Consider the following 13,339-nt stretch of genomic DNA (forward strand, 5'->3'; position numbering starts at 1 on the left):
ATAGCAGCACATATGAGACATCCACCTCATACATATACGACTACACATCAGACCACTCACGTGACATACAGATCGACCCTGAGACTCAGCCTGGTTGGAAAATTCAAAATATCCACCCTAAAAACCTGGAATTGAATAGGCTTTCTACTTTCAAGGAAAATCTCAAACAAGAAATTTGCAAATCACTTTCACCAAACTCTTCCAAAAATACCACCGAAAGAATTCAGCTACTAGAAACTTTGCTGGAGCTTTATACTCCCTACCCTACAACCATCACAAACGCCTCCAGCACTTCACACTCAACTCCAAACCCCATTAACCCCCAAATACTAAGACCTATAAACAAAATAGCCCACGACTTAGTACTTAAAGCCAAAGCCTTGCTAACTCAAGAGAAAGCTCTTGAGGCAGGCAGCACACTCCTAGAACAACGACGCCCAGACATCGGGGAACTACTGCTTGATCCAACACTCCTTGAACAACCTATTTCAGCATTAACCATAGCCATTCGCGTACTCACTCGCCTGGCACAGAAGCACATCGTACCTGACGCCCACCTCCCCGAAGCTTTGGCCTCCACTGGCCAACACGCCTACCTCCCCTTCCACCACGCCCAAGAACAGATCAAAACCGTACTCAAGCACCGGAAGATTCCGCTCTTCGACCTGTTGCAAAAATCCGACCCCAGCTACCCGAACTTCTGCAACGATCGCCTGCGCACACCTGAACTGCGCGAGGCCATGCGCAAGGCAAGCGGCTTCAGCCCTGCACTACAAGCATTGCTGCTTGCGCAGAAACCACTGAGGAGAACGGCAGATGGGTGGAGAGCCTGGTACGGGTTTACTTCACCCGCCAAGGCGGCCATCGATGAGCTGCTCGATGTCGAAAACTATTGCCGCAGAACCGGCCTGACCACCGAACAGGTACTGGAAATGCTGGCGATCTCCGGTATTGATGACAATGCCAGCACCGGCTTCAGCGCCGTGCAACGCTCCAATGCCTATCAACCGGCGACCGCTCTGGCCCTGGAGCAGTATCACCCCGGCGCCGCCTACATCAACACTCGTCGCGAGACGCCGCTGACGGTGAAGGATGTGTTGGACAAGCCGGGCATCACGCTGTCGTTCGACCGGCTCGATTACAACTGCCTGCCACGCATGTACCAGATGATCCACCTGCAGCGCGAACTGGCCCTGCCCTTTGCCGAAGTCGACCTGCTGCTGATCTCGATCCTGCGTGCCCAGGGGCTGACCACCAACTGGAACATGACCCCTTGCACCCTGCGCGCCTTGGGCGTGTTCCGCTACCTCAACGAAGTCTATGGGGTCAGCGCCGAGCAGTTCAGCGCGCTGGTGCTCGAGGTGTCCCCCTACAGCGTGGGTGACCGCCCCTCAATGCTGGATCGGGTGCTGGACGGCCCTGGTGCCAATACGATTGACAAGGTGGAGAACCGGCTGGTGCTGGACGACCGCACGTTCGATCCGACCGATGGCGCAGATGGCCAATACAAGATATTGCCTGGTCTCTGCAACGCCGTGGGGCTGGATGAACCGACTACCCTCGCATACATAGGGCAAGCCAAGAAGGCACTGGGCTTGAGCAGCCTGACCCTGTCGCTGGAGCTGCTGTCCTCGCTCTACCGCCTCAGCCGCCTGCACCGCCTGCTCAAGCGCCCCCTCCACGAGGGGATCGCGCTGGTTGCTTTGCTGGGCGCGTCAGGTGAAACGCTGTTGACTCAGCTGGCGGGCAAACCTGTGATCAGTAATGTTCACGCGCCCGATGTGCTCGATATGCTGGTGGCCTTGGTCAACCTCGATCAGTGGCTGCGCGAGGAACGTATTCTACCCTCCACCCTGCTTGATGCCCTGACACCCGCTTCGGGCCAGTCACTGTCCCTCACTAAAAGGCTGTCGAGTGCGATCACGGATCGGCAGGCAACGATCAGCGACAAACCTGGCGAAGTCGCACCGGCCGCAGACACACCCTTGAGCGACAGCATGAAGGAACTGATGGCCTCAGTGCTGTTGAGCGTTTTCGGTGCAGGAAACAATAGCCTCTCATTGACACCACAACATATTCCCCACTTGTTGCGTTGGTGCGATATATCCGAAAACGAACTGCTGGCGGCCATACGCAAGGTGTCCGCGCAGGAAACGCCCAGCGAGGCCGACAACTCACTCTGGCGCAAGCTTGAGCAGCGCTGCAAACTGGTCGAATGCTTGCGCCTGAGCCCAGGTGTACTTGAAGCATTTTTGGACCACAAGGCGTGGTTCGACCTCGAAGAGGTGTTGGTCCCGTCCGACGTTGAGGCACTCACTGACTGGCTACCAGGTGCCAAAGTCCTGGTGGCCCGCTCTTTTATCAATCTGGATCTCTGTTACCAATTGAGTCGCTTCCGAGCCTGGATCGACGTGTGCAAGCACAATGACGGCGATGAAAAGGCAGCCCTGGACTATCTGTCAAGCCACCTTCATGGCACCGAAAGCGCCGAGGTCGATAGCGCATCAGCGCAATTGGCCAAGTTACTTGGATGGGAGGCTGAAGCAGTCAAGCTCGCCACCCCACGTAAAAAGGAAACCACCTCTACAGGCATCGCACTTCCTACATTCAATGACTTCCTAACTACGCTAACGCCTGACGAAACAGCTTACTACGACACTAAAACTACAAAGATCCAATTCATCGTAAGAATGGCTACAAACAGATATATTGGGTATCAAATCTACTCTGATCTCACACAGGACATTATAGATAAGCTAGATGACTTCATCCGAAACAACCCTGAGCCATTACTCCTCACACAAGACCAATACAAGGAGGCTTACAGGCCTGATCTCTGGGAGAAAGCCAGAATAAAGGAAGAGTCAGATCCATATACAGCATACCTGCCCATTGCGCTTGAAGCCTTACCGGACAATTACGGCACTAAAGTTTTTTTCGAGTGGAAGCCCCGCGTCCCCACCACGATCACCGACATCGATCGTATCCTTCGCCTGAGAGCACTCTGCAAACGCACTGGCCTGCCCTGCCAGTCCCTGCTAGACCTGGTCTCACTAGATAATCACCATGCGTACACCAAGTTCGAGGCTACCAGCCAGCTGTTGTTGGCCAGTTGCGACGACGCCGTGCGCGACAGCATCGAAAAACACATGCAAGAGCGTTGGCGCGACGCCCTGGCTGGCTACCTACTCGCGCACTGGGCACCCTCGCAGCCCGGCCTGCAGAACAGCATCACGTCATTCGATGACTTGTCGAACTATTTCCTCACCGACATCGGTGTCAGCAGCCAGGTCGATACCACGCTGCTGGACCAGGCCATCGGTAGCCTGCAGCACTACCTGTTCCGGCTGTACGCGCGCTTGGAGCCTGGCCTGGACGAAACCCCGGAGTCGCAACAGGCCGAGGCCGACTGGCGCAATTATCTTGGGCAGTACGCCACCTGGAAACAACGCCAGGACCAGCTGAACCATCCGGAAAACCTCATCCATTACAGCAAACGCCCGAACAAGAGCGATGCCTTCCGAGAACTGGAGGTGGAACTCAACCAGGGCAAACTGGACACTGCCGTACTGGACACGGCCATTCGCACTTACCTGACCAAGTTCGAGCGGGTCAGCAACCTGCAGGTGATCAGTGGCTATCTCGATGGCCGCGATCCACTGAAAGACACTTACCACCTGATCGGCAAGACCAACACCTCGCCGCCGGAATACTACTGGCGCACGCTGGACATGGGCCTGCGCGACGACCAGCAGCGCTTGAGCCCCCTCGCCTGGAGCCAATGGGAGAAGATCGGGCTGGCGGTCAGTAGTGAAGTGGTACAGAGCGAGTATAAATCGGGGGGGGCAACCCTGACCCGCGATGTAATACGCCCTGTCGTGATCGGCGATCGCCGTTATGTGTTCTGGGTTGAACGAGGTGCCACGGACCTGACCAGCGGCGAAACGCCTAACAAGACCCTACCGAAGACACGGAAGATTGCCGTGAACTATGCGTATCAACAGAGCGATGACACGTGGAGCACTGCAAACGAACTCATATGCCTGGATGGTTATAAAGATGCGGTGTGGCTGGGAGATACAAACAACCCCTGCCTAAAATCACTCAACTACAAACCGGAACTTATCATTGTGGTGGACAAGGAAGGCATTCGCAATGAAGACCCGTGGTTGATCGCTGTTCTACATGACCTCCAAGGTGACACAGTAGAAAGAACCAATCAAGCCGATGGCGCTCTGGAATCCGAAAAACATAATAATAGATACTTCATCGAAGCTCGGGACCTGTTGCTGCTGGACAGCAAGCCCATCAGCAGCTTACACGCGAAAGGTATCTGCAAAACGTTGATAAGCACCTTTAACTCCCCTGAAAAAATTCAACATGTTTACACAGGACATTCTACGTACCTAAGACTGCAAAACACGGGAAAAGAAGCGACAAAAGGCAATGCACTTGAAACTGAAGAACTCACCATCACCGCAAAAGCACTATCAATAGCCGACGAAAAAATAGAACTTACAATAAAAACAACGAACACCAACCTCAACCTAAAGCAAGCAACAACAACCATACTCGCCCCCTCAAGCATCTCAGCAGGGGATATATCTGAATCAGAAGCAAAGTACATCATCTGTTACCCAGAAAACAATCCTGGAAACCAAGCCATAACCATCCGCCACAGTAATTTATCAGCCCCCATTACAATATTGATAGACTTCCCTGAGCTCGACGCCCCCTGGAATGTATCAATCAAACGCTCAGAAAACCTTAGCCAATATCTCGAATTTGACGTAACTCGCATTTCGTCTTTAGCATACACACCTCAAAATATCCGCCTCAACACGCTATTCGGCAAACGCTTGGTCGCCTATGCGACCAAGGGCATCGAGCACGTCCTGACCTGGGAGACCCAGTGCCTTACCGAGCCCAAGCTCCCGTCGGCACTCGAGGACGCCAAGCTTGAACTGCACGGCGCCAACGGCCTCCACCTGCGTGAACTGTTTCTGCACCTGCCTGCCCTGATTGCCACCCGCCTGACCGAACAACAGCAGTTCGACGAGGCCGAGGACTGGTACCGGCGCTACTTGTTCTCACCCTTCCAGCCCACCGCAGACGAAGACGGCCGCCCCGTTCCGTGGAGAACCCGCCCACTCTCGGAGGTCGGTACACTGTGTTCGACCCTGCAAAAGGATGTGGACCTTCATAGCCATGTCTTCGTGCGCTCACGTTATTACCAGCAGGCTGTTTACCTTTCACTGCTGGAGAACTGGCTCTTGCAGGGCGACCACCTGTACCGCCAGCTCAAGCCGAGCACACTTAATCACGCTTGGTCGTGTTATCAGAAAGTACTCAAGGTACTCGGGCCGCTGCCCGAACTCAGTAAGGCCTCCCGGTGGAAGCCCATACCACTGGGTAAAGTCGAAGACAGCGCCTTCCGAAAACCGCTCAACCCACGGGTCATCCAGTTGCGCAACACGTTGGAAAGCCGCCTGTACAACTTGCGCCATGGGCTGACGCTCGATGGCAAGCGATTGCCCCCAATGGACTGGAACAGCGAGAGCACGCCCGCATTTACCCCGAATTCTGGAGGGGTCAGCGACCTACCGATTGCCTATCAGAGTGCCCCGCCCGCCTTCCCTCACTATCGGTTCCGGCAGTTGCTGCCCGTCGCCCGGGCGGCCGCACAACAGCTGTTGGACTTTGGCCGGCACTACCTACACCTGCTGCAAACTGAAGATGCTGCGGACGAGGATCTGCAACTGAAGGAGCAGGAGATCAACATCGCCGACTTTGAGATACGTATACGAGAGGAGGCCATCAAAAGTCTGGAGGCCAGTAAAAAGAGCCTGGACATCAGTCGTAGTGCAGCAACCGCTGAACATGCCTACCTCAGCAGGCTCATCGATGTAGGGAGATCGGCCGAAGAAGAAGGGGCAACCTTGTTAAGGTTCGCGGCCAATAGCATGACCCTGCTCAGTATCCCATTCGATTTCGCCGCCGGTCTTACGGAAGCCGCTGTACCCACCATCTACGGGGTTGCCTTCGGCGGCAACAAACCGTCTTCAATCGGTAACAAGGCCGCCTTGGCATTGCGTGTCGGTGCCGAGGGCACAAGAATGCTTTCGGAGGAGCTAATGCTCCAAGGGGAGTACAACCGCCGAGCAGACGAGTGGGCGTTCGAGCGGCAACAAGTGGACTGGGACCTGAAGCTTATCAATCAAGATATGGCCATTACCGATATTGAGTTGAAAGCAGCCAGCTATAGCCTGGAACAAGCCAAGCAGATCAAAGCCGACCTGGAAACCATCAAAGAGGGCATGACCACTGGGTTCCTCGCGCCTACGTGCTATCACTGGCTTACAGCTAGACAGGGTGTGCTCTATCGTGCAGCGTACGATGCCGTGCTCTCGCTATGTCTTGACGCAGAGAATGCCTGGCGCTTTGAAATGGGTGATTACACCAGCGACAGGTTCGTCAATCCCGCTGCCTGGCGTGATAACTACAAGGGCCTCTTGGCAGGCGAATCGTTGGTGAATGACCTGCAGCGCCTGGAAAACCAGTACATGCTCGCCAATGAACGACGGCTGACCATCAAGAAGTCTTTCAGCCTCAAGAAGCACCTGGGCAAGCAATGGGCGAAGACCTTCAAGACAGAACCAGACCGTACCACGTCATTGGTCCAGGCCCTCAAGTTCAAGGCCGATGACTTTGACCAGAGTTATCCGGGGCACTACCACCGCCAGCTTAAGCATGTATCCGTGACACTCATGATCAATAAGGACAAGCAGGTGGACGAGTTGTGCGCAATTCTCACGCAGACACGTAGTACCACGCTGCTCATGCCCGACGAAAATGCGGCCCGCTCGTTCTACCCTGGTAACGAGACGAAGAGGGAGGTCATTGAGGCTCATAAAAATACCGAACTGGTTCTGCACAACCCCCGCCAGAACCAGCAGATCGCATTGTCTTCAACGGTCGCTGAAGATGGCCTTGGCTATGAGCCTGGCACCTGGGTCTATGAGTTGATGTTCCATGATGGCCGCTACCTGCCGTTCGAAGGGACTGGCGCCATCTCGGAGTGGACGCTGGAGATTCTGGGTGACGATAAACTACTCAAGGACCTTTCAATCATCGAGGACATCAAGTTCAACATGGTGTACACGGCCAAGGCAGGGGATCCCGCTTTCACCCAGGCAATTAGAACCCTCAGAACAGAGCCACTTACCGCATCCAAAACGAATAAAGATGGAGCTGCTCCACTGGGTGACCTGCACGGGATGGACAAGCTCACATAGAACTGCACATCGCGAGTTGATTTGGTAAAGCACTCTGGGGCGGGTTACCCATCCGCCTCGGTCAACAACAATGAGCAACGCGCAGGATCGGTCACCTGTGTGTGACTGACCTTCGCAGTGGGGCTGCCTTGCAGCCCATCGCGGATGAATCCGCTCCTACAGTGGTAGCGCCGTGCCTGTAGGAGCGGATTCATCCGCGATGGGCCGCACAGCGGCCCCAATCCTGTGCATCTGAATGATCCAGGCACCAACCTGGTCCCACCCAACGCCCCGATCCGTCGCACACCCCCTCTATTACGCTCATTCCAGCCCCTCGGCACACCCCTTGCAATCTCCGACCTGGCCAACACCCACCATCACATCGGAGTGAGCACATGAAGCGACGCAGTCTGATCAAGGCCTTCACCCTCGGCGCATCGATCGCCGCGATGGGCCTGAGCTGGAGCATCCAGGCCGCCGAGACCATCAAGGTCGGCATCCTGCATTCGCTGTCGGGGACCATGGCGATTTCCGAGACTTCGCTCAAGGACATGGCGCTGATGACCATCGACGAGATCAACGCCAAGGGCGGGGTCAACGGCAAGCAGCTCGAGGCAGTGGTGGTGGACCCGGCGTCCAACTGGCCGCTGTTCGCCGAGAAGAGCCGCCAGCTGCTGACCCAGGACAAGGTGGCGGTGGTGTTCGGCTGCTGGACCTCGGTGTCGCGCAAGTCGGTGCTGCCGGTGTTCGAGGAGCTCAACGGCCTGCTGTTCTACCCGGTGCAGTACGAAGGTGAGGAGATGTCGCCGAACGTGTTCTACACCGGTGCCGCGCCCAACCAGCAGGCGATCCCGGCGGTGGAATACCTGATGAGCGAGGACGGCGGCGGCGCCAAGCGCTTCTTCCTGCTGGGCACCGACTACGTCTACCCGCGCACCACCAACAAGATCCTGCGCGCCTTCCTGCACAGCAAGGGCGTGGCCGACAAGGACATAGAAGAGGTGTACACGCCGTTCGGCCACGCCGATTACCAGACCATCGTCGCCAACATCAAGAAGTTCTCCGCCGGCGGCAAGACAGCGGTCATCTCCACGGTCAACGGCGACTCCAACGTGCCGTTCTACAAGGAGCTGGCCAACCAGGGGCTGAAGGCCACCGATGTGCCGGTGGTGGCGTTCTCGGTGGGTGAAGAGGAGCTGCGCGGCATCGACACCAAGCCGTTGGTGGGGCACCTGGCGGCGTGGAACTACTTCGAGTCGGTGGATAACCCGGTGAACCAGAAGTTCGTCGCCGACTGGAAGGCCTACGCCAAGGCCAAGAACCTGCCGGGGGCCGACAAGGCGGTGACCAACGATCCAATGGAGGCTACCTACGTCGGTATCCACATGTGGGCGCAAGCGGCGCAGAAGGCCGGCAGCACCGATGTGGACAAGGTGCGCGAGGCGCTGGCCGGGCAGAGCTTCAAGGCGCCGTCGGGCTTCACCCTGACCATGGACAAGAGCAACCACCACCTGCACAAGCCGGTGATGATCGGCGAGATTCAGGATGACGGGCAGTTCAGTGTGGTGTGGCAGACCGAGCAGCCATTGCGGGCGCAGCCTTGGAGCCCGTTCATTCCGGGGAATGACAAGCGGCCGGATTATGCGGTGAAGGGTAATTGAGTGCATTGGGGCCGCTGTGCGGCCCTATCGCGGATAAATCCGCTCCTACAGGCCCGAGTGTGTAGGAGCGGATTTATCCGCGATGAATCCACCGCCGATTTCCAGGACTGCCCGCATGCTCAGACTCCTGCTCACCCTCTTGTTGCTGCTGCCCCTGGCCACCCAAGCCAGCGAAGGCGAGTTCTTCCTCACCGCCAAACCCGCCGAACAGGCCAACCTGCTCGAAACCTGGGCCGCGCAACCCGATGCCGCACGCCTGCCGCTGCTGGAAAACCTGCGCCGGGGCCGCATCGCCGAAAACGACACCCGCAAGCTACGCCTGAACAACCGCCTGCGCGGCCTGATCGACAACGCACTGGCCAGCCATCAACTGCTCAGCGACCGAGCCAACATGCGCCTGGCCGCCGCCCAGCAACTGCAGAAAACCGCGCAACCCGCGCAGGTGGCCTTCCTCGACCGCCGCTTCGCCAGGGAGCCCGACGCCGCCGTGCACGCCGCCCTCGGCCTGGCCCTGGCCAACCTGCAACTGGGCGCCAGCGAGCCGGCGGTTCGCCTGGCCGCCGTGCGCCTGCTAGGCGAAACCGGCGACCCGCTGGCCCGCACCCGCCTCGAAGCCCTGCTGCACCCCGACGCGGAAACTGACGCTGCCGTGCGCACCGCCGCCGAAACCAGCCTGGCCCAGGTGCAGCGCAAGCTGCTGGTCGGTGAACTGCTCGGCCAGGCCTTCAGCGGCCTGTCGCTGGGCTCGATCCTGCTGCTGGCGGCGTTGGGCCTGGCGATCACCTTCGGCCTGTTGGGGGTGATCAACATGGCCCACGGCGAAATGCTGATGCTCGGCGCCTACAGCACCTACATGGTCCAGGTGCTGCTGCAGCGTTATGCCCCCGGCGCCATCGAGTTCTACCCGTTGATCGCCCTGCCGGTGGCCTTCGCCGTCAGCGCGGGCGTCGGCATGGCCCTGGAGCGCACGGTGATCCGCCACCTGTACGGCCGCCCGCTGGAAACCCTGCTGGCTACCTGGGGCATCAGCCTGATCCTGATCCAGGGCGTGCGGCTGATCTTCGGCGCGCAGAACGTCGAGGTGAGCAACCCGGCCTGGTTGTCCGGCGGCATCCAGGTGCTGCCCAACCTGGTGCTGCCGTACAACCGCCTGGTGATCATCGGCTTCGCCCTGGCGGTGGTGCTGCTCACCTGGTTGCTGCTCAACCGCACGCGGCTGGGCCTGAACGTGCGCGCCGTCACCCAGAACCGCAACATGGCGGCCTGCTGCGGGGTGTCCACCGGGCGCGTCGACATGCTCGCCTTCGGCCTAGGCTCGGGCATCGCCGGGCTTGGTGGCGTGGCCCTGAGCCAGGTCGGCAACGTTGGCCCGGACCTGGGCCAGAGCTACATCATCGACTCGTTCCTGGTGGTGGTGCTCGGCGGCGTCGGGCAGCTGGCCGGCAGCCTGTGGGCTGCGTTCGGGCTGGGTATCGCCAACAAACTGCTGGAGCCGCAGATCGGTGCGGTGCTGGGCAAGATCCTCATCCTTGCGCTGATCATTCTGTTCATCCAGAAGCGCCCGCAAGGCCTGTTCGCCCTCAAGGGACGAGTAATCGACTGATGAACCAGCCATTGATTGTCACTGCCACGCGCAAGGTCGGCACACGGGTGTCGCTGGCCGTCGGCGCCGTTGTCGTCCTGGTGCTGCTGGCCCTGCCTCTGCTGTCGCTGCTGCCCGACGGGCACAGGCTTCAGGTCTCGGCCTACACCCTGACCCTGGTCGGCAAGATCCTCTGCTACGCCATCGTCGCCCTGGCCCTGGACCTGGTCTGGGGCTATGCCGGGTTGCTGTCGCTGGGCCATGGCCTGTTCTTCGCCCTGGGCGGCTACGCCATGGGTATGTACCTGATGCGCCAGGCGGCTGGCGATGGCTTGCCGGGGTTCATGACCTTCCTGTCGTGGAGCGAGCTGCCCTGGTACTGGGCCGGCACCCAGCACTTCGCCTGGGCGCTGTGCCTGGTGGTGCTGGCGCCCGGCCTGCTGGCACTGGTATTCGGCTTCTTCGCCTTCCGCTCGCGGATCAAGGGCGTGTACTTCTCGATCATGACCCAGGCACTGACCTTCGCCGGGATGCTGCTGTTCTTCCGCAACGAGACCGGTTTTGGCGGCAACAACGGCTTCACCAATTTCCGCACCATCCTCGGTTTCGACATCACCGCCCAGGGCACCCGGGCCGTGCTGTTCCTGCTCACGGTGAGCCTGCTGCTGGGCAGCCTGTACCTGTGCTGGCGCCTGACCCAGAGCAAGTTCGGGCGCCTGCTCACCGCCGTGCGCGACGCGGAAAACCGCCTGATGTTCTGCGGCTACGACCCGCGCGGCTTCAAGCTGCTGGTGTGGGTGCTCAGCGCCGTACTGTGCGGCCTGGCTGGGGCGCTGTACGTACCGCAGGTGGGCATCATCAACCCCAGCGAGATGTCACCGACCAACTCCATCGAGGCCGCCGTGTGGGTGGCCCTGGGCGGACGCGGCACGCTGATCGGGCCGCTGCTCGGCGCCGGCCTGGTCAATGGCATGAAGAGCTGGTTCACCGTGGCGTTCCCCGAGTTCTGGCTGTTCTTCCTCGGCGCGCTGTTCATCCTCGTCACCCTGTACCTGCCCAAGGGCGTGGTCGGCCTTGTGAAGAAAAGGAGCCAGCCATGAGAAGCGTGCCCCCGGTGCATCCGGAATTCATGCTGGAACCGATCTTCGACCAGATCGGCAGCGGTCGCGAGGCCATCGGCCTCGGTCGGCGCCGCGAGGCCGGGCTCGACACCCGCCATGGCACGGTGCTGAGCCTTGAAGGCATCAGCGTCAGCTTCGATGGCTTCAAGGCGTTGAACGACCTGAACCTGTACATCGGCGTCGGCGAGCTGCGCTGCATCATCGGCCCCAACGGCGCCGGCAAGACCACGATGATGGACGTGATCACCGGCAAGACCCGCCCTGACACAGGTACCGCGTTTTTCGGCGACACCCTCGACCTGACGCGCATGAGCGAATGCCAGATCGCCCAGGCCGGCATCGGCCGCAAGTTCCAGAAGCCCACGGTGTTCGAGGCGCTGACGGTGTTCGAGAACCTGGAGCTGGCGCTCAAGGCCGACAAGTCGGTGTGGGCCAGTTTGGTGGCGCGGTTGTCCGGCGAGCAGCGCCAGCGCATCGAGGAGGTGCTGGCCACCCTGCGCCTGCTGCCCCTGGCCCAGCGCCAGGCGGGGCTGTTGTCCCATGGGCAGAAGCAGTTCCTGGAGATCGGCATGCTGCTGGTGCAGGAACCGAGGTTGCTGCTGCTCGACGAGCCGGTGGCGGGGATGACCGATGCCGAGACCGAGTTCACCGCCGAATTGTTCCGCTCATTGGCGGGCAAGCACTCGCTGATGGTGGTGGAGCACGACATGGGCTTCGTCGGCAGCATTGCCGACCATGTGACGGTGCTGCACCAGGGCAGCGTGCTGGCAGAAGGGTCACTGGCGCAGGTGCAAGAGGATGAGCGGGTGGTCGAGGTGTATCTCGGGCGCTGAATCCCTGGGGCTGCTGCGCAGCCCTTTCGCGGCACAAGGCCGCTCCTACAGGGGCGGCGCAGTCCTGTAGGAGCGGCCTTGCGCCGCGAAAGGGCCGCAAAGCGGCCCCAATGGCCACAATGCAAAGATTCCAGGAGCTGTACATGCTCAAGATCGACACCCTGCACCAATACTACGGCGGCAGCCACATCCTGCGCGGCCTGTCCTTCGAGGCCAAGGTCGGCGAGGTCACCTGCCTGCTGGGCCGCAACGGCGTGGGCAAGACCACCCTGCTGCGCTGCCTGATGGGCCTGCTGCCGGCCCGCGAGGGCCGCGTGGAATGGGAAGGCAAGCCCATCACCGCGCTCAAGCCCCAGCAACGGGTCCAGGCCGGCATCGCCTACGTGCCCCAGGGCCGCGAAATCTTCCCGCGCCTGACCGTCGAGGAAAACCTGCTGATGGGCCTGTCGCGCTTCCCCGCCCGCGGGGCGAGGGAAGTACCGGCCTTCATCTACGAACTGTTCCCGGTGCTGGAGCAGATGAAACAACGCCGGGGCGGCGACCTCTCCGGTGGCCAGCAGCAACAGCTGGCCATCGGCCGCGCCCTGGCCAGCCGCCCACGCTTGCTGATCCTCGACGAACCGACCGAAGGCATCCAGCCCTCGGTGATCAAGGAGATCGGCGCGGTGATCCGCAAGCTCGCCGACCGGGGCGACATGGCGATCCTGCTGGTAGAGCAGTTCTACGACTTCGCCGAGGAACTGGCCGACCAGTACCTGGTCATGGCCCGCGGCGAGATCGTCCAGCGCGGCCGGGGCGAAAACATGCAGGCCGAAGGTGTACGCGGCCTGGTTACCATTTAATCTGCAACCACTTCCCTTGCGAGACG

At 59.7% G+C, this 13,339-nt stretch carries 6 protein-coding genes; all 6 read left to right on the forward strand.

From position 1 onward, the window contains the following. Positions 1 to 380: 380 nt before the first annotated feature. The 6 genes from NGM28_RS00780 (at position 381) to urtE (ending at position 13,313) form a co-directional block, all read left to right on the forward strand. The gene (locus tag NGM28_RS00780; RefSeq protein WP_252088413.1) at positions 381 to 7,295 is read left to right on the forward strand and encodes a Tc toxin subunit A-related protein; all 6,915 of its coding nucleotides are present in this window, start codon (positions 381 to 383) and stop codon (positions 7,293 to 7,295) included. Positions 7,296 to 7,669: 374 nt separating this feature from the next. Then, complete coding sequence (gene urtA, locus NGM28_RS00785; protein WP_240066343.1) at positions 7,670 to 8,935, forward strand: urea ABC transporter substrate-binding protein; 1,266 nt, start codon at positions 7,670 to 7,672, stop codon at positions 8,933 to 8,935. Between the two features lie 115 nt (positions 8,936 to 9,050). Further along, positions 9,051 to 10,538, forward strand: a complete 1,488-nt coding sequence (gene urtB / locus NGM28_RS00790) for an urea ABC transporter permease subunit UrtB (RefSeq protein WP_252088414.1) — start codon at positions 9,051 to 9,053, stop codon at positions 10,536 to 10,538. Continuing rightward, a complete protein-coding gene (gene urtC, locus NGM28_RS00795) occupies positions 10,538 to 11,617 on the forward strand; it encodes an urea ABC transporter permease subunit UrtC (protein WP_252088415.1) in 1,080 nt (359 codons plus the stop codon). The genes urtB and urtC overlap by 1 nt, the downstream gene beginning before the upstream one ends. Next, the gene (urtD, locus tag NGM28_RS00800; RefSeq protein ID WP_252088416.1) at positions 11,614 to 12,471 is read left to right on the forward strand and encodes an urea ABC transporter ATP-binding protein UrtD; all 858 of its coding nucleotides are present in this window, start codon (positions 11,614 to 11,616) and stop codon (positions 12,469 to 12,471) included. The genes urtC and urtD overlap by 4 nt, the downstream gene beginning before the upstream one ends. Positions 12,472 to 12,614: 143 nt before the next feature. Continuing rightward, on the forward strand, positions 12,615 to 13,313 hold the full coding sequence (gene urtE / locus NGM28_RS00805) for an urea ABC transporter ATP-binding subunit UrtE (RefSeq protein WP_252088417.1): 699 nt from the start codon (positions 12,615 to 12,617) through the stop codon (positions 13,311 to 13,313). Positions 13,314 to 13,339: the final 26 nt, after the last annotated feature.

The organism is Pseudomonas sp. MWU13-3659 (genome assembly GCF_023757525.1).
GTDB lineage: Bacteria > Pseudomonadota > Gammaproteobacteria > Pseudomonadales > Pseudomonadaceae > Aquipseudomonas > Aquipseudomonas entomophila_E.